Source organism: Photorhabdus hainanensis, from assembly GCF_018448965.1.
Classification (GTDB): Bacteria; Pseudomonadota; Gammaproteobacteria; order Enterobacterales; family Enterobacteriaceae; genus Photorhabdus; species Photorhabdus akhurstii.
In genome coordinates this window covers 12,829-31,699 of record NZ_RCWD01000051.1, presented here as the reverse complement: position 1 = coordinate 31,699, position 18,871 = coordinate 12,829, and the positions used below count along the sequence as shown (strand labels likewise).

The following is an 18,871-nucleotide window of genomic DNA, read 5'->3' as shown; positions in this document are numbered from 1 at the left end:
AACCATTTTTGAGGAGAATAGGGGACATACCTTGCCTGAGCGGGTGAGAAAGCGAAATAACGATGACTGGAGGGCAGAATAATAATTTATTTGACGGCATCAATCGGCGGCGATAAATGGCGATTATCCTCCGGTTATTATCAGATATCTAATGGGGTTCAGTGATTCATCCGATAGTCAATATTTTGTAATCATATCATCATGATATTCCTATTTATCTTTAATGCTTTGTGATGAGGCAGGATAATCGCTGCCTCTGAATCAGAGGAAGGCTATTATCGATTAAATCATTCTCAATAATGAAATCTATTCTCATTCGCATAACATAATTGAGAATCATTCTTTTCTACGCATGTTTGAGTGTTTATAATGGTAGGTGTTAATCATGATAGTGGAATAATGCATGTGTTGTATTTTTTGTTTTTGCAAGATATTGATAATAGTATAGAAATATATTTTATTATCATGATTTTGAAACGAATAAATATTGGGGTAATTGGCCGATATCATATTATTTAAATTAATGCGACATATTTATATCAACAAATTACATTCCGTTTAAGATTGGTTTAAATATGCTGAATTTCGCCGGTGATATTAAACAAATTGTGCTATTTGATAAAAAAATACTTGATTTTAATATGCACCCTTGAGGAGAATCAGGTTATTCAGTTGTGGTGAATGCTATTACTGAATCTATTAATTGCAGTTGTCTGTCAGGCCTGTGCGATTATTTTATTCCGGTTAACCATTTCGTCAGGAAATGCCGGTGTCAAATTTATTGTTCCCTGAATTTATCAGGGTTAACAACCGAAGCGTTATTCGGTTGGGGTTTTAATCACGTCGCCAATATTCACGGATATTGGGCGGCATTACCCGTTTGACAATAGAGGAATCATAAGCATGGCAATCCCTGCGTATTTATGGTTGAAAGATGACGGCGGCGCCGACATCAAAGGCTCGGTGGATGTACATAACCGGGAAGGCAGTATCGAAGTGGTGGCGCTGGAACATTCGCTGCATATTCCGACGGATAACAATACCGGCAAGTTGACCGGTACCCGTGTGCATGCGCCGCTGGTGTTCACCAAAGAAATGGATGCGTCCAGTCCGTATCTGTATAAGGCGGTGACGACAGGTCAAACCCTGAAATCGGCGGAATTCAAGTGGTACCAAATTGATGATGCCGGTCAGGAGAAAGTCTATTTCATCACTCATCTGAATAATGTGAAGGTGGTGAAAGTGGCGCCGCTGATGCATGACATCAAAGATCCTACCAAGGAGAAGCACAACCATCTGGAACGTGTTGAGCTTCGTTACGAGAAAATCACCTGGACGTACAAGGATGGCAATATCATTCACTCTGATGCGTGGAATGAGCGCAATCAGGCGTAATGAGTTGATGGTCTGAGTACGAGGGGATATCAGCTCGAATAATCTCACAGGCATCGTGTTGTTGCGGTGCCTGTTAAATGGGAAACCGAGCGGGATGACCTTTACTAGATAAATAAATTTTACCGAGGGCGATGCATGTAGCGTGGTGGAATTTAGGAAATACCTAATGATTTAAGGTGTTTCTTCAAAGAACCAGGAGATGTTGTTATGAATGAACCATTATGTTGGACATGTGAGTCCATCGGACCGGCGTTGCTGCCGGTGCGCTATACCGTGGTGCCTGATAATGTTTCGGAAACCTTGCCGGCGTGGGCGGAAACGCCAGAACCTTCTGCGCCGGGCTATCATTATGCGCTGCGGGCCTTACGGCAGGGGTTTTTGTATGTCTATTACGCTAGTGCCGGATTAGATGAACTGGATAGTTGGGATGCCTGGAGCGTCAGCGAGGATGGCGCGTTATGGCAAAATCTGAGTGCGCCTTTTGGTGTCTTGCCCCAGAAAACCTCAGATTGTTATGTACCGACTCATCAGAGCGCTAATGTGGAATTTATTGCGCTAAGGGATATCGCCTTGCGTCAGGAGACCTGGCTGGCTTTCTCTCCCTCAATGTGGAGTAGGGAGACCATTGAGTATTATCACAACAACCGCGCAGCGCGGGAAAGGCGGATGCAGTGCGTGAAACCGTGGCAGTGGCGCGGGGTGCCGGAAGGGGTCGGAATTGCTCAGGCGACGGTAGAGAACCTGAATGGGGTAATTGATTATGGTCTGGGTGACAATGATTCCGGCAAATATGTGCTGCCTTGCAACCGAAAAGTGTCGCGTATCAGCCGGACATTAGAAGAGGCGCCCTACTACGAAGTTTATCACGGTGCGTTGAGGCCGAAGAGCACCTTGTATCCGTGGAGTAGCAAGCGAGCGGGATGTGCGGACATTACGGTCAGGGCGATGCAAAAGCGGGGTTTGGCCGCAGATGGCGCGCCGGTATCGCCGGTGTTAATCGCGTTGCATGATCCGATAGGGATAGCGCATGAATTAGCGAGCTGGAGTGATGATATCGTTGGGGCGCATAAAACCTTTGTGGATGAATTGTCGATTGAGTTTATGACTGACAGTTCATTGAATGGTGCGGAGAATCAACTGCATAAATTGAAAGCCGCGGGTGTGCAAGGGCAGGTTGATAAAGCTCTTGAAGTCACTCAGCAGGAGGAGTACAAGGCTTTTTCCGATCAGCAGAAGGCTAAACTTAGAGAGTATGTTACTCGTGACATGGTGGAAGCGAATGAGCAATCTGTTGCCCGCGATTGGAAAAAATATACCGCAGAGCTGAATCTGGCTAAACGACTGGCATTTAACCAATGTTATGCCGATCTTTGCACCGACGTGGCGAAAGAGCTGGAACAACTGGCTCAGTTGAGGGTGAGCTGGCTAAAACAGAGTGGGTTTATTACCTGTTGTCAGGATTTTCATTCCACCCGGTTGGAGGACAACCTCAATTATCGTGAGGCGGTGGATTATGCCATCGCTTCGCTTAACGTGACCGAAACCGGTTGTGCTTATTTAGATACCTTAATTGACGAATATTCTGCGCTGTCGCCGCAAAATATTATCTGGCGCTCGTTATTGCTGAATAACCCGGAAGTGATGAAAGAGATGGACGGGTTTTTACAGAAGATGAAACTGAATAAGGACAATCATCAACCGGCGGCCCCTTCGGATTTTATGAAAGCGGTGTCAGATCTGAGCGGGAAACTGATTGAAGCCTACGATAAAGCGAATGAAGCGCTGGAAAAGCCACCAAGATCCGACAGCACCTTTGCCCGTGCCATGCTGCATTGTGACCGGCGACTGGTCACGCTGGGGGATCGGTTCTTGAATTTTACTCGCTTGGGAAAAGTGCTGGATAGCATGAATGAAATGCTGAGTAAAACGTTGTTATCGGTGATTTCAGGTGTGCCGCTTGATCAGGTGGTTGAATTATCGGTATCACAACTTAAGGACGGTAATGCGTTTCGGCAGCAGGTGTTGGAGAGACTTAAGAGACCGGGTTCTGAGGCGCGGTTAGAAAAAAATAATAAATATCAGTCTGATTTTAAAAAATTTGCAGACAGCGCTGAAGGAGAGCCAGTATTAAAAAAATCCCGGATTAAATGGTTAGTTTTAGCTTCTAATGTCTTGGAGTTTTCTAATCAGCTACAAGAGAGTAAAGGGGATGTTAAGGGCCACGCCCAAGTGGCCGCTGCATTTTTAAGTACACTGAGTACAGCGATGGAGATTGTGGAGCCAATAGTTAAATACGGAATGGAAAATGTGATTGCTGCCAACACCATTAAGTTTATTGGGGCGAATGCTGGTGCGGCTTCTTCTGCATTAAATCTGGGGATAGATATTAGTGACCTTAAATCTGAATGGAATGGTAGAGGGCGTTGGCAGTTTATTGGCCTTTACGGTCTTAAAAGTGCTTATGATTTTGCGCAATTGACAACACCGTTAAAGGGTTTATTAGAAGTCTTAGTGAAGAGGTCATTGCTTTCTTCTAAGGGTTTGATTTTTAATGGTGTATCAAGGGTTTTAGCATGGGAAGCTTTTGCTTGGCTATGCAGTTGGCAGGCGATGCTGTTAATTTTTGTGGTTGAAGCGTTAGTGACCTATTTTTCTGATAATGATTTACAAAAATGGTGCCGGAGTTGTGTTTTTGGTTTGGAGCCAGCGAAAAATTTGCAATCCACGCAATGGATTTACCCTGAATCACAGAAAGATAAGTTGTGTGAAGAACAACGTAACAGTTTTGCAAATGCAATTAAGGACGGTATATGAGTGCTTATCGCTCTTATAAAGAGGCTATTGATTTTGATGAAATAAAAAGCCAGAGAAGTAGTCTTGATACATGGATAGAGGTGAAGCAAGAAAGAATTCAACGTCGTCCTGAAGATAGAGAGGAGGTAGAAAAAGCGATAGAGGAGCTTCAAGCCAAAATCCCTGAACTGGATGCGATATTGGCAAAGAAGCCACCGCCGCCGGAATTACCGCCGGGTAAACCATTAATCAAAGTGAGTGGCGTATTGGAAGAGTTCGAAACCCTATGTGTGGTCGGTTATTTTACCGATCGTGAATATGATCCGGTTGCCTTTGCCCGTCAGGAAGAGTTAGAGCTGTATGGGGGGCTATTAATGTCGTTGGCAGGAAATACTTCGGGATATAATTCGCAAACCAAGGTTCGGGAGAGTGATACCTGTGATTTTGTGCGGGGGAAAATTAATGGTATCCCATTCCACGGTTGGTTAGGGTTTACTGTAGCCAAAGCGGGTGATTATGTTGAGTTAGTGGTAACAGAGAAAAAAGGGCATTATGTGGTTTATGCCATTGCCCATCCTGAATTAAGGGTGGTTTCTATGACGCCGCGTTGTAGACAAGGGATTCATTCAAATGCCAAATACCAGGCACGCGGTGCTTGGTATGTTTCTTTACTGTTATTTTTTATATTTATGATACCGAGCCTTTTTGATGAACAAAACGGAGAAGATATTCTTGGTTATATAAAATGTATCGCTTCATTCTGTGGTTTGATGGCAATTGTCCTTTCACCGTTAATCTATTTTTCCTGTATGAGAAAACCTAAACCGACATTTAGGCTGGCTGAGGAGATTTTCACGGTGTTGGGTTTCCCTAATCCTACGGAAATTAATCTTTATCAATTTACGATGAAAAAGTTGAAGGAAATGAAGGCTAATTCTCGGGAAGAAAAATCTGGTAAAGGGGGTGAAAGAGTTTTGCCGGATAAGAGCTGTTACTCCAGCTATTACTACTATTACTGATTTAAGTAATTGAAAATAGGAGTCAACTGTATGAAGAACAACGTAACAGTTTTGCTAATGCAATTAAGGGTGGATTATGATTACCTATCGTTCTTATAAAGAGGCTATTGACTTTGATGAAATAAAAAGTCAGAGGAGCAGCCTTGATACATGGATCGAGGTTAATCTTGACTGGATAGTAAGCCATCCAGACAGTAAAGAAGAGTCAGAAAAAGAGATTGAGAAAACAAAAGAAAAAATTCCCGAATTGGATGCAATATTAGCAAAAGAACCACCGCCACCGGAATTACCGCCGGGTAAGCCATTAATCAAAGTGAGCGGTGTATTGGAAGAATTCGAAACTCTGTGTGTAATTGGTTATTTTACCGATCGTGAATATGATCCGGTTGCCTTTGCCCGTCAGGAGGAACGGGAGCTGTATGGAGGGCTATTAATGTCGTTGGCAGGAAATACTTCGGGATCTAATTCACAGACTAAGGTTCGGGAGAGTGATACCTGTGATTTTGTGCGGGGGAAAATCAATGGTATCCCATTCCACGGCTGGTTAGGGTTTACGGTAGCAAAAGTAGGTGATTATGTTGAATTAGCGGTAACAGAGAAAGAAGGGCATTATGTGGTTTATGCCATTGCCCATCCTGAATTAAGAGTGGTTTCTATGACGCCGCGTTGTAAGCAGGGTATTCATTCAAATGCCAAATATCAGGCACGTGGTACCTGGTATGTTTCTTTACTGTTATTTTTTATATTTATGATACCGAGCCTTTTTGATGAACAAAACGGAGAAGATATTATTGATTATATAAAATGTATCTCTTCACTTTTGGGTTTGATGGCGATTGTCTTTTCACCGTTAATCTATTTTTCCTGCATGAGAAACCCTAAACCGACATTCAGGCTGGCTGAGGAGATTTTCACGGTGTTGGTTTTTCCTAATCCTACGGAAATTAATCTTGAGAAATTCACAAAGAAGAAGCTTAAAGAAATCAGGAACAATTCATCAGGCGAGGAATCCAGTAAAGGAAGGGTTTTGCCCGATAGATATTGTTTATTAAGCTATTTCTACTATTACTGACTCAAGTAATAGAATGGAGTAAAACAACGCAATTAAAGATTTACCGAGTAGTACTCGGAATTATCTATAACCAGTCGTAGAGGTATTAATAGATTGCTTATCTTTGGAAAATTCAGTCGCGAATTATCCAATGTAGAGTTTTATATAAATTTATCTGTTTGATATGTAATGTTGTGTAAATTAGGGAGTTTTTGTGAATCAGATCTATAAAATAGCTTGGATAGGTTTGGCTATTAATGTATTAACCTGTTTCGTCTTTCTGGCGATAATAACAGTACTTAGTGCTGATTATTCTGTTCTCTCTTCTAGAGAGCAATATCTTGTTGATAAGTCATCAATAGTGAATGCTTTGATGGTGGTTTTTATTTTGCTGGAGGTGGTTAATCTATTTGTTATTCTCAAAATGCCAAAGTATGCAAAAATCAGCTCTTTTATTGTGTCGAGTTTTTTCCCATTTGGCGCGGTTTATTTTATTGGCTGTTTGTTGTCGATTCAAAGAGTTACGCTGTCCCCATTCTCTGAATATCAAGGCAATAATAATGCTTCCGATTCCACTGTTTATTTTGTACGGGGCAGGTATCGGGAAAAAGCGTGTATTTTTGGTGGTTTGACGCTGGTGATGTTAATTCATGGCGCGATTAATATTTGTATGATGATAGCGGCGATGCATTTCGTTTCATATCGTAAAACAGAAGATCGCTGTTTCTTTGCCGAGAAAGAGGATGGTTTTTTGTTAACACCGACCGCCTTGAGTAAAACTATTTTCCTGCCTTATGGATGTATTAATAAGGTTGAGGAACGTGAAAACAGTGTGCTGGTCGCTGTTTATTTAAATCAGAAAATCGATATCGTATTTTCGAAGAAATTTATTGCCAGAGAAGATCTGGTAAAAATCATCGAGTCTCTTTCATGGGCGGCATCTAATAATCAAGGCAATATTATCACCTTGGAAATGTGAAAAATTTGCTCTTAATAATATAGGGGCTGTGATGTTTAAAGGTGTTATTCGCTTGAGTAATAAGCTCAATAGCGATGGTGAAGCTATTTCTGTCTCTTGATTAATGAGCAGGATTCCAGCGGCTGACAGAGATATTCAGCATTAAAGGAGAATATAAAGATGCTGCGACAGCTAATTGCGAGTTGTTTTGTTGAACGCGATGCGCTTGCAGAAGCACGGCAGAACGCGGCGCTGTGGGAAAACTGGTTGTTACCCATTAGTGCCGATGCGCCCACAGGTAATGATCCGGTCTATGAAGACGATTTTCAGCATATGCGGGAGGAGGTCAACAAAATCAGTGGCATTGATACCGCTCTGATTTGTCAACTGGCGGAAAGGTTGTTGACCACCAAATGTAAAGATGTCCGCGTGGCGACCTACTATGTGTGGGCACGTCTGCATTGTGAGGGGGAGCGCGGTCTGGCAGAAGGGTTGGCGCTATTGGCCGGGCTGGTGGATCGTTTTGGCGAAGCCCTGCTGCCCAGTCGGACTAGCAGCCGTAAAGCCGCGCTGGAGTGGCTGACCGGCGCAAAAATGCGGGACAGTTTATCACGCTATCCAGAGGTCAACCGGATTGATTTTGACCACATTCTGGCGGCGTTGGTGTCGCTGGAACACTCATTTTCCTCTTGGGATGAAGAATCTCGTCCAAGCCTCGTTGGGCTGGCAAGAACGCTAGAGAACCGGTTAGCTCAGTCCGGCGGCGTGAGTGCGGTGGTGCCGCAAACTGCCGCTCCGGCAGCGCCATCGGGGGGACAGATCAATGCGTCAGCGCCGGGTGAACCACCGGCATGGCGTCAGGTGCAATCCGGGCGTGATCTGTTGAATCAGGCGCGGGAACTGGTGCGTTATCTCAGTGATCAGCCTCAGGGCTGGCTCTCTTCCGCCCGGCTGATACGCAGTGTTCGTTGGGATACCGTACATCAGCCGCCGCCACAGGATGCCGATGAGCGCACTCGTCTGGCGCCTCCCCGCACCGAATATCGCGCCCAGTTAAAGCGGCTCTACCGGCAACAGAACTGGCATGAGTTATTGGAGCAGGCCGAGCGCATGTTTGCGGAAGGGGTGAATCATTTCTGGCTGGATTTGCAGTGGTATCTCTGTCAGGCATTAAACCGATTGGGCTGCCCTTACGAAGGTTGGGCGGACATCATGAAACACGATCTGAGAATCCTGCTTGAACGGCTGCCGGGGCTGGAGAGTATGGCCTATAACGACGGAACGCCCTTTGCTGATGAGGTGACAACCGATTGGATAGCCCAACAGGTTCATGACAATCAGGCCGACTGGCAGTTTGAGCATTTACCGGCGCAACCTCGGCGCGATGATGATGTTTTGTCGCTGGAAGCGGAGGCGTTGCAACTGGCGGACAGCGACGGCATTGATGCGGCGTTACGCTGGTTGGGGCAATTGCCCGGCATCAATGGAGCACGTCACCGCTGGTTACAACGTTTGCTGATGGCGCGGGTGGCGGAGCAATACGGCAAAAATGAAATGGCGCTGCATTTATTGACCGAGCTTGACGCCGATGAGCAATTCAATCTTGGCGAATGGGAGCCGGAGCTGATGTTTGAGGTAAAAGCGTGTCTGCTTAAGTTGCTGCGCATGAAAGCCCAACGCAGTGAACATGATAAGGCAAGGATGGCGCAACGGATGGAGGCTCTGCTGGCTGGGTTGGTGGCGATTGATCCGGTCAGAGCTTCGGTGCTTTGTGGTTGATGCTGTCTGTCCGGTGTAGGTGGGGTCATACACCTTTTCGACGAGTTTTACCCCTTTTTTCGTTTTTATAACAACCTTAAGAGTGATGATATGGATGATTTAATTCTCCGCTATTACGAAGCGGAAATGCACTATCTGCGTGAGGCGGGTAAAGAGTTTGCGCAGGCGCACCCGGATCGGGCCGCCATGCTGAATCTGAGTGACGATCGGGATCTCGATCCTTATGTAGAGCGATTGCTTGAAGGCTTCGCTTTCCTGATGGGGCGGATGCGTCAGAAACTTGATGATGATTTGCCGGAACTGACGGAAGGGCTGGTGAGTTTGCTGTGGCCGCACTATCTGCGCACTATTCCTTCACTCTCCATTGTTGAATTGGCGCCTGATTATCAGACGTTGCCAAAAAGTGAAGTGATCGCCAAAGGGTTTGAAGTGATATCTCAGCCCGTAGGACCAAGCCAGACCCGCTGCTATTATCGGACTACCCGTGATATACCGATTACACCGCTGCATATCGCCTCTGCGACGTTGCAAAATGAAGCCGACGGCCGTTCAGTGATCCGTTTGCGTTTTGACTGCGGTCAGTTGACGGAGTGGGATAAGGTGGATTTGTCACGGCTGCCTCTGTATCTCAAAGCTGGCCGTCCGGTGAGTTCTGCCTTACATCTGGCGTTGACCCGACAGACTCAACACATTTATGTGCGCTTGTCCGGTCAGGAAGAGCGTTCTCGTCTTGATAATGGCTCTTTTTCCCCAATGGGATTCGACAATGATGATGTTTTGTGGCCGAAACAGGAGAGCGCATTCAGTGGCTATCAGTTGTTGCTCGAATATTTTACTTTCCGTGAAAAATTTATGTTTGTGGCGCTCAATGGTTTGGATTCGCTAGACATTCCAGCCAATACGCCTTGGTTTGAGTTAGATATCGTACTGAGTGAACCGTGGCCTTATGAGTTGAAGTTTTCAGCGGAAAATATCCGATTGCACTGTGTGCCGGTAATCAATTTGTTCCGTGTTGAAGCTGATCCGATGCACATTTCGCGTCTGCAAAATGAGTATCTACTGCGCCCGATGCGTATTCAGGATGGTCATACTGAAATTTACTCGGTGGATGAAGTCTCCTCTTCCCGACGAGGTGATGCGCAGTGTTTTGTACCGTTCAGCAGCTTTCGCCATCGGGGCGGCATTATGCGCAGTTCCGCGCCGGAGCGTTATTTCCATACTCGTGTATGTCGAGGCCCTTCGGGTTTGCACGATACCTGGCTGATCCTCGGTGGGGAATCGTTTGAAACCGACCCTGAGCTTGATGATGAAACCCTTTCACTGCGTATTACCGGTACCAACGGTCAGTTACCTCGTCAGGCATTACGTAACACCCAACTTGAGCAGACATTACATTCCGCCGCAGGTCAGCTGCGTGTAAGGAATCTTTGCTCGCCGACATTGCCCTGCTATCCCCCGGCGAATGACCGTTTCCACTGGCGGATATTGAGCCATCTCGGTTCTAACTTTCTTAGCATGATGGATAACCCAGAGGTGCTGCGCGGCACGTTAGGGCTTTATAACTGGACCGATGATGAGATGAACTGCCGCTGTCTGGACGCCATTGTTGGGGTGAAACACGCCTTAATCCAACGTTTTGAACAGGGCTTTCTGCTACGGGGCGTTGATATTGAGATAACCCTTAATAGCAACGGCTTCTCCGGCGAGGGCGATATTTTCCTGTTCGGCGAGCTGCTTAACCGCTTCTTCTCGCTATATACCGATATTCATCTGTTTAACCAATTGACACTGGTCCTTCAACCTTCTGGGAGATGTTTGCGATGGCAAGAAAATCACAATCAGCGTATTCCCGGCTAATGCAGCAGCTGGCGCCGAATATTTACGATTTTAACTTTTATCGCTTCTGCCAGTTGCTGGAGAGTATGCGAGATGGATGCCCGCCGTTGGGCAGTACGATGTCGCCCGGTGATGATCCGATCCGTTTCCGGCCTGATCCCGGCATGGGTTTTCCTGCCGGCGAACTGAAAAATGTGGAGTGGGATGAGCAACAGCCTGAACAGCCACCGACAGTACGCACGACGTTTCTCGGCCTGTATGGCGTCGATTCACCGCTGCCCACCGCTTATCTGAACGATATCGTCCAGCAGAGTGAAGGCTATGAAGGCGTGGCGGACTTTCTGGATATTTTTAACCATCGAATGATGACCCAGTATTACCGTATCTGGCGTAAATATTCCTATCCCGCGACTTATGAGCCGAGTGGTCAGGATGAAACATCGCAGTGCTTGCTTGGGCTGATTGGTTTGGGGATCGCCGGCAGCCAGCAACATATTGCAACGCCGGTTTCTCGCTTTTTGGCCCTACTCAGCATCATGCGATTGCCGACCCGGATAGCGGAAGGGGTGATGGCGCTGGTTAAGCTGTTGGCTCCTCTCACGCAGGTACAGGTGGTTCCCCATGATCGCAGGCGAGTGCGGTTGACCCAACCGGTTCGCTTAAGTCGTCGCCATCCGGTTCAATTTTCTCAACGTCCAGTACTGGGCAACGTAGGGACGGATGTTAACAGCCAAATGGTGCTGGAGCTCTATACCGAAGATACCGATGAAGCGCAGGGGTGGTTACCGCAGGGGGAACTGCATACCGACCTGTTGGTGTTGTTGCGTGTTTATCTGGGCTGGCGTTGCAGTGTGCGATTACAGCTCACCTTACCCAAATGGGTATTGCCGTCAGCGCAGTTGGGGAAACAGCGTGTTCGGTTAGGCCGAACAGGCGTATTGGGGTTGAAACCAGGATCACAAACGGTTTCTGGCATGGTGAAAATTAATCTGGGGCACTATCAAGGGCTTTTATCGAGTTATCAATATAAGGAGGCCGAGAATGGCAGCTATCAATTTTAAATCCGTCATGATGGGCGGCATAGTGTGTTTGATGACGGTTGGGTTAGCCGGATGTGGTCTGACACAGACCGTAACTGATGGCACGGCAGCCGTTACGCATTCCATTTTCCATAAGCAGGTGAAAACGCTGCGTCTGGATTTCACTGCGCGCAGCGCTCTTAACACTACCGGTGCGCAAGTTCCGCTGAGCACGGTAATACGTGTTTATCAGCTTAAAGACAATAAAGCGTTTGAGCGTGCCAGTTATGCGGAACTGGTGAAAGGCGACAGCGAAGCGCTTAAGGCGGATTGGTTGGCGCAGCGGGATATCCGAGTGGCGCCGCAGGGGAGTGTGTCACTGGACATGCCGATGGAGAAAACGGCGCGGTTTGTTGGGGTTGTGGGGCTATTTCACACACCGGATGCCGCCAATAAGAGTTGGCGGTTGGTGATCAGACGTGATGAGTTGGATGCTGATAAACCGCGCGCCATCGAATTGGATAAAGGCACGCTGACATTGAATGTGAAGGGGTGATCAATGAAACATCTAAGACCTTCGCTTTACGAAATGTTGATGTTTAACTTTAACGGCGGGCTGGATCTCAAACAGATCGATGAACGAAATCAAGTGATTTTATCCGTGATGGATAATATGCAACGTATCCTTAGCAGTCGTGCGGGTTCTATTGCTCATTTACCGGATTATGGTCTGCCTGATTTCAACGTCATCTTGCAGGGGCTGCCCGCGTCGTCACAGGATCTGATTGCCACAATCGAACATACGTTGTTGACCTATGAACCGCGTTTGAAACAAGTCTATATCACGTTATTGCCGCAAATTGAGCCGGGGCACCTGCGTTATGACATCAACGCGGAGCTGAAAGAGATAGGATTAGTACGTTTTAGTACGGAGTTTGTGCCGGAAGGAAAGGTATTAATCCGCCATTTACGTCAACAGGGCCATATAGATTAACCCCTCTGTTTCATTAGGCTAGCTTGCTGAAATAGTCTGATAAGGATAACTGTTATGACTGCAATATCGTCCGGTAACACGATACATACCGGGGATGACCCACGCGCACTGCCGGAATTCAGGGCGCTGAAAGAAGAAATAGGTAAATTGAACCATCCGGCTCGGCCCGATGTTGATTGGGCCAGAGTTGAACAACTTTGCTTGTCATTGTTTCGATTAAATGGCGTAGAGCTACAAAGTGCCGCCTGGTACACATTGGCCCGAGCTCAACGCTCTGGATTAGCCGGTATTGATGAAGGATTAGCCTTGGTTGATGGATTAGTGAGCCATCAATGGGCGCGGTTCTGGCCTCAACCGACTCATGCGCGGATTGAAATTTTCGCCTGGCTGGTTGCGCGTTTACAACAGGTATTGCGTACTTGCGTCTTCTCTTATCTTGACTTGCCGCTCATTTACCGCGTGGAAAAGGTGCTTGAACAGTTGTGCGAAGTGCTTCAACGTCTGGAGCTGAAACATGTCAGTAAACTCGACAGCCTGCGTGTACAGCTTCACAACAGCGCCCGGCGATTAGAGTGTCTGGAGCAGGAAAAGGGCGCTGTACCGGTATCTCTAGCCTCGGCGCAGCCTGTTGAGGGCAACGCTATTTTGCTGCCCGAGGAACCACTTTCGCCGCAACTGATCTATGTGGTACAGGAGGCAACCTCATCGGTGCAACCGCAAGTCAAAGTTGCTCAGGTCTTGGCTGCCTCGCGCTGGAAAGCTTGGCACGGTTTTGTGGCGGGAGTTGTATTTTGTGCGTTAGTGGTGACAGGCGGTTGGCTGGTGGACAAGCTGCAACAACCGTCCCCATTGGTTGAGGCTTTGCTGGCGACGACCTATCCATTACCGCAGACACTGTTGCCGGCTCAACTTGCCGAATTACACCAATCGGACAACGCGGCGCTACTGAGCCGATTGCAGGATAAAACGTTGGATGCGAGTCGTGCGCAACTGACAAATTTAAACGATTTACCGGCCTTGTGGCCCTTGAATTATGGCTCTCATCTATTGCAACAGCTACGCACATTGTGGCCGGCCAGCCAGGCAGTACAGGATATGCAAAATCAGTGGTTACACCGGCGTGAAGCGGCGGCGCTGCCTATGCAGGCGTTGGAAAATTACCATCAGGCTCAATTACGCCTGCAACATCTGACAGAACGACTTGACGCATTGGACGAGAAACGTGGTCGTTATCTTACCGGTTCTGAATTGAAGTCTATGGTGTTTGGTATTCGGCAACCGTTGGCGAGTACTCCGCCGTTAGAAGAATTGCTGCGTCAACTGGCGGAACAAAAAAAGAGCGGTACCGTATCGCTGGCATTACTGATGCAAATTAACACCCGTTTTAATCAATTGCTGAATCGCTATTATTTGTTGTTGAAAGTAGGAGGGTAAGTTTGTGGCGGGTTAAGAAATTAAAACGGTGTAGAAGACATATTGATGTAAAATCAGGTTTCGTTGTTGCTTGGTGGTGTATCATTTACACTGAACGAAACTCACTATCCAGATATGATAATGCTCCAACAATTAGACACCACAGACAGTGTGCGCCGTAAGATTGCTCCTCGGATTACTAAGAAACGCAAGGCTGAATTCGGTCAATTCATGACCCCTGCTAACATAGCCCGTTTTATGGCATCCCTTTTTCCGCCTAGCACCTTGCGTACCTGCCGTCTATTAGATGCGGGAGCCGGAGTGGGAGCATTGTCGTGTGCCTTCCTTGATCGATGGGTGGCGGGCGGTTTTGACTTTGAGTCCGCCGAGGTGACGGCTTACGAGATTGATGACAACCTGTGTGGCTATCTGTCGCAGCACTTGGCTGGATACAATTGTGTCACGCCGCGTATCATCGTGGGTGATTATATCGAATTGGCAACTACCGAAGGTCAGCAGGGGCAAGGCTATACACATGCGATCCTCAATCCTCCTTACAAGAAGATCAACAGCAATTCAGCGCATCGACTGGCTTTGCGCCGTGTTGGTATTGAGACAGTAAACCTCTATTCGGCTTTTGTGGCGCTTGCCGTGTCTGAGGTGGTGCAGGGAGGGCAGATTGTGGCGATCATCCCGCGCAGTTTCTGCAACGGACCCTATTACCGCCCGTTCCGTAATTTCATTCTAGAGCGTGCTGCTATCCGACATATGCATTTGTTCGGATCGCGCAACAAGGCATTCAAAGATGATGAGGTTTTGCAGGAAAACATCATTATTCGGTTTGAGTGTGGTGGTCAGCAAGGGCCAGTAACGGTATCAACTTCGACCGATGATGCTTTCACTGATCTTGTTACCCATGAGTATCCATTTGATCGGATTGTATTCCCGGATGATCCCGAGCAATTTATCCATGTGCCCACGTCGCCGGAAAAAAGCCCCCTTGAGCTGTCCTCGGCGATCCGCTACACGCTGGCTGACCTTGGCATCAAGGTATCTACTGGGCCTGTGGTTGATTTCCGGCTGAAAGCGCACCTGCGCAGCATGCCAGGGCCGGGGACGGTGCCTTTACTCTATCCCGGTCATTTCAGCAGCAACGTTACTCGATGGCCCATCGAAGGTATGAAAAAGCCTAACGCTATTGAACGCAACACTGACACTGAAAAATGGCTTTACCCAAGCGGTTTTTACTGCGTGGTACGGCGTTTTTCGTCCAAAGAGGAAAAGCGTCGAATCATGGCGAATGTGGTTGAACCAGATACATTTGGCGACGCGTCCGTACTGGGCTTCGAGAACCATTTGAACTTATTTCATGAGAACAAGCATGGTTTACCCGAACGATTGGCCCGTGGTTTGGCTCTGTTTCTGAACACGACCGTTGTTGATGAGAATTTTCGACGTTTCAACGGTCATACTCAGGTTAATGCAACTGACCTCAAGATGATGAAGTACCCGAGCCGCGACACTTTGATTGAACTTGGCGAGTGGGCCATGCAGCAAGGAGAACTCACGCAAGCTATGATTGATGCAAAATTAGGGAGCCTAATCGAATGAACGACAAAAACGACTATATCGAAGCTGCGTGCCAGATCATCACTTCTTTGGGGTTGCCGCGTGCACAGCAGAATGAACGTTCTGCCTTGTGTCTGTTGGCCCTATTGAACCTCACGCCGGGTAAGGCGTGGGCTACTGCGGAAAACCCGCTTTTGGGCATCACACCCATCATGAACTGGGTGCGAGAGTTCTACAACAAAGAATATGCGCCGAATACCCGCGAGACGTTTCGCCGTCAGACTATGCATCAGTTCTGTCATGCGGGTATTGCCCTTTACAATCCAGATAAACCCGATCGTTCAGTGAACAGTCCCAAGGCGGCTTATCAGATTGAACCCGCTACTTTAACTTTGTTACGAACCTTTGGTATGCCTGAGTGGTATGACAACCTAACAGCCTATCTGGCCGAGCGGGAAACGTTGATCACCCGTTATGCCAAAGAGCGTGAACAGAATCGTATTCCTGTTGAGATTGCTCCGGGGAGGAAGATTGCTCTCAGTCCCGGAGAGCATAGCACGCTGATCCGGGCCATTATCGAGGATTTTGCCCCACGCTTTGCGCCGGATAGTGTGTTGGTCTACGTTGGTGATACTGGCGATAAATGGGGTTACTTTGACTCTGAGCTGTTATCTGGGTTAGGTGTTGATGTAGATTCACACGGTAAGATGCCGGATGTGGTACTGCATTACACTGCGAAAAATTGGTTGTTGTTGGTTGAGTCTGTCACTAGTCATGGCCCAGTTGATGGCAAGCGGCATGCCGAGCTTGCCGAATTGTTTGCTGGATCGAAAGCTGGCCTAGTCTACGTTACCGCTTTTCCGAACCGAAGTATTATGAGCCGCTATCTTGGTGAAATTTCATGGGAGAGTGAGGTGTGGGTTGCAGATGCACCATCTCATCTCATTCATTTTAACGGGGTGCGTTTCCTTGGCCCTTATGAATGAGTGTACCGTGTTTGGATAGATATTGCGTTTATATCAAATTTGATATACTTTCTTGCTTGATATCGTTTTCTTACCGGCACTGTACTAATTAAGGCGGAGATTATGGAATTTAGAGTAACGAAAAACCCTTATGCTTTATCAAGCGATAATCCTAACGAAGCAAATGATAAACATATTCGCGCTCAATTAATGGTGATCATCCGCAAGATGATTCAGGAGCGCGGTTTAAGTCAGGTAAAAGCGGCGGAGCTTTTGGGAACGACTCAAGCGAGAATTAGCGAGATTATTAATGGAAAGCTGGAAAACCACACGATTGATAAATTATTCAATATGCTAAATCGGCTCGGTTGGAATTTTGAATTTAGTTATCATGAAGGTATGGTGACTGTCGCGGTAGATAAAATAATAAAAGTCGCGTAAATATAATAAATATCCGGTAAGACTTTTATTAATAAGCGAATTGTTTGTTATAAAATTAAGATCTAAACTATCCTGATAGAGAATATTGAGAAATTATGATCTTTATATTTAATTCCTTTTAATAACGTTGTTGGAATATATTTATTGATTATATTTAATATAACCAAAAGTTATATTTTATAGAGGAATCCGGTATACATTAAACTGTCACATAAGCTGGCCGGTGATTAACTTTGGTATATCGCCGGTTTTAAACGGTCTGACATCCTGACAGTAAGAATGTGTTATTAGAAGATGTATCATCAATCTATGCTGACAATGGGGTTAATTGGGCACACAAACCTGTTTAAGGGATAGGTAGTAAAAGCTGTCAGATTTTTCTATATTACACGTTGTCCCATCTATCAATTGTCATTCCATGAAAAAATAACCTAACGGTTAATTCATAACACTTATTTTCCAACCCACTGTAAATAAAGTGGTTATTAATGATTATTTATTTGATTCTCTGATTAGTCAGAAAAAGATGAATTTGTATAGCGGTATGATAAAGTATTTTGGTATTAATACGTTGTAGTAAATGTAACATTGTTATATTATTGATTTTTACGAGAATTGGTTAATATTTTTTGTAAATGCTGACAAAAACTGTCACTAGTTTGTGAATAATGCTTGTTAGGGGTAATCGTGTTTTTCCGTGAATAGCAATAATATATACCCTATAGATTTCAATATGCATCGCGACGGCAAGGGAGCGAATCCCCGGGAGCATAGATAACTCTGTGACCGGGGTGAGTGAGTGCAGCCAACAAAGAAGCAACTTGAAAGATAACGGGTATAAATAACGATAGGAATAGTTCAGATGAAATATGCCTTTATTACCGGTGCGACAGGAGATATTGGTTTCGCAATTACAGAAAGATTAGCTGAGGACGGCTTTGAACCAATATTATTATCGCGTACTCCTGAGCGTCTTGATAGTGCGATTGACAAGTTACGCAATAAATATGGTAGTCAATTTGCAAAGAAAATAGTTTGTGATGTTTCTAATCATGAAGATGTTAAAAAAGCGTTTGACCAACTAGAGCTTGAAGATAATAAGCTGGCGGTGCTTGTGAATTGCGCTGGCATTTCTGGTGGCGGTATTACTGCTGAAATAAGCCCACGAACTTGGCAAAATGTCATAAACATTAATTTAAATGGCACTTATTTTGTTATCCATGAAGTTTTGAAAAGAAAATTAATGTCATCTGGCGGCAGAATTATCAATATTGCCTCCACCGGCGGGAAACAAGGTGTTATTCATGGCGCGCCTTATTCTGCTTCTAAGCATGGCGTTGTTGGCCTGACTAAATCATTAGGGCTTGAATTAGCGCGTAATGGTTCAGGTGTTACGGTTAATGCGGTTTGTCCTGGGTTTGTTGAGAGTGAGATGGCGGAGCGTGTCAGAGAGCATTACGCCAGAATTTGGGGCACTGATGTGGCAGAGGCGAAAAGAAGAGTAGAGGAGCGTGTTCCTATCGGAAGATATGTTGAACCTAATGAAGTGGCTGAAATGGTTGCTTATCTTGCATCCCCTCTCGCCGGGGCCGTAACCGCTCAAGCGCTTAATGTGTGTGGTGGATTAGGTAATTACTAA

Annotated in this window: 15 protein-coding genes; all 15 read left to right on the top strand. The window is 46.2% G+C overall.

The window, feature by feature from the left end:
• Positions 1 to 903 precede the first annotated feature (903 nt).
• The 15 genes from EAE92_RS21825 to EAE92_RS21755 all read left to right on the top strand — a co-directional run bounded on the left by EAE92_RS21825 (position 904) and on the right by EAE92_RS21755 (position 18,871).
• Positions 904 to 1,395, top strand: coding sequence for an Hcp family type VI secretion system effector (locus EAE92_RS21825; RefSeq protein ID WP_036809569.1), 492 nt, complete (start codon positions 904 to 906; stop codon positions 1,393 to 1,395).
• 207 nt (positions 1,396 to 1,602) lie between these two features.
• Positions 1,603 to 4,209, top strand: coding sequence for a T6SS effector BTH_I2691 family protein (locus EAE92_RS21820; protein ID WP_214069579.1), 2,607 nt, complete (start codon positions 1,603 to 1,605; stop codon positions 4,207 to 4,209).
• Positions 4,206 to 5,207: a putative type VI secretion system effector gene (locus tag EAE92_RS21815; RefSeq protein WP_214069578.1), complete on the top strand. Its 1,002-nt coding sequence runs from the start codon at positions 4,206 to 4,208 to the stop codon at positions 5,205 to 5,207. Before EAE92_RS21820 ends, EAE92_RS21815 begins: the two co-directional genes overlap by 4 nt.
• Positions 5,208 to 5,283: 76 nt before the next feature.
• The gene (locus EAE92_RS21810; RefSeq protein WP_214069577.1) at positions 5,284 to 6,279 is read left to right on the top strand and encodes a putative type VI secretion system effector; all 996 of its coding nucleotides are present in this window, start codon (positions 5,284 to 5,286) and stop codon (positions 6,277 to 6,279) included.
• A gap of 193 nt (positions 6,280 to 6,472) precedes the next feature.
• Positions 6,473 to 7,237 carry a hypothetical protein gene (locus EAE92_RS21805; RefSeq protein ID WP_214069576.1) on the top strand — a complete coding sequence of 255 codons (765 nt, stop codon included), beginning with the start codon at positions 6,473 to 6,475 and terminating at the stop codon, positions 7,235 to 7,237.
• Positions 7,238 to 7,396: 159 nt separating this feature from the next.
• The gene (gene tssA, locus EAE92_RS21800) at positions 7,397 to 8,995 is read left to right on the top strand and encodes a type VI secretion system protein TssA (protein WP_214069575.1); all 1,599 of its coding nucleotides are present in this window, start codon (positions 7,397 to 7,399) and stop codon (positions 8,993 to 8,995) included.
• Between the two features lie 90 nt (positions 8,996 to 9,085).
• Positions 9,086 to 10,852: a type VI secretion system baseplate subunit TssF gene (tssF, locus tag EAE92_RS21795; RefSeq protein WP_214069574.1), complete on the top strand. Its 1,767-nt coding sequence runs from the start codon at positions 9,086 to 9,088 to the stop codon at positions 10,850 to 10,852.
• Positions 10,816 to 11,892, top strand: a complete 1,077-nt coding sequence (gene tssG / locus EAE92_RS21790; protein WP_214069573.1) for a type VI secretion system baseplate subunit TssG — start codon at positions 10,816 to 10,818, stop codon at positions 11,890 to 11,892. The genes tssF and tssG overlap by 37 nt, the downstream gene beginning before the upstream one ends.
• Positions 11,873 to 12,406, top strand: a complete 534-nt coding sequence (tssJ, locus tag EAE92_RS21785; protein ID WP_214069572.1) for a type VI secretion system lipoprotein TssJ — start codon at positions 11,873 to 11,875, stop codon at positions 12,404 to 12,406. The genes tssG and tssJ overlap by 20 nt, the downstream gene beginning before the upstream one ends.
• 3 nt (positions 12,407 to 12,409) lie before the next feature.
• Positions 12,410 to 12,844 (top strand): type VI secretion system baseplate subunit TssE, encoded by a 435-nt coding sequence (gene tssE, locus EAE92_RS21780; RefSeq protein ID WP_036809547.1) that lies wholly within the window; start codon positions 12,410 to 12,412, stop codon positions 12,842 to 12,844.
• Positions 12,845 to 12,898: 54 nt separating this feature from the next.
• Positions 12,899 to 14,278, top strand: coding sequence for a VasL domain-containing protein (locus tag EAE92_RS21775; RefSeq protein ID WP_214069571.1), 1,380 nt, complete (start codon positions 12,899 to 12,901; stop codon positions 14,276 to 14,278).
• A 120-nt stretch (positions 14,279 to 14,398) separates the two neighbouring features.
• The gene (locus EAE92_RS21770; protein WP_214069570.1) at positions 14,399 to 15,868 is read left to right on the top strand and encodes an Eco57I restriction-modification methylase domain-containing protein; all 1,470 of its coding nucleotides are present in this window, start codon (positions 14,399 to 14,401) and stop codon (positions 15,866 to 15,868) included.
• Positions 15,865 to 16,812 carry a BsuBI/PstI family type II restriction endonuclease gene (locus tag EAE92_RS21765; protein WP_214069569.1) on the top strand — a complete coding sequence of 316 codons (948 nt, stop codon included), beginning with the start codon at positions 15,865 to 15,867 and terminating at the stop codon, positions 16,810 to 16,812. Before EAE92_RS21770 ends, EAE92_RS21765 begins: the two co-directional genes overlap by 4 nt.
• A 102-nt stretch (positions 16,813 to 16,914) precedes the next feature.
• Positions 16,915 to 17,232 (top strand): helix-turn-helix domain-containing protein, encoded by a 318-nt coding sequence (locus EAE92_RS21760; RefSeq protein WP_214069568.1) that lies wholly within the window; start codon positions 16,915 to 16,917, stop codon positions 17,230 to 17,232.
• A gap of 862 nt (positions 17,233 to 18,094) precedes the next feature.
• Positions 18,095 to 18,871, top strand: a complete 777-nt coding sequence (locus EAE92_RS21755) for an SDR family oxidoreductase (RefSeq protein WP_036809543.1) — start codon at positions 18,095 to 18,097, stop codon at positions 18,869 to 18,871.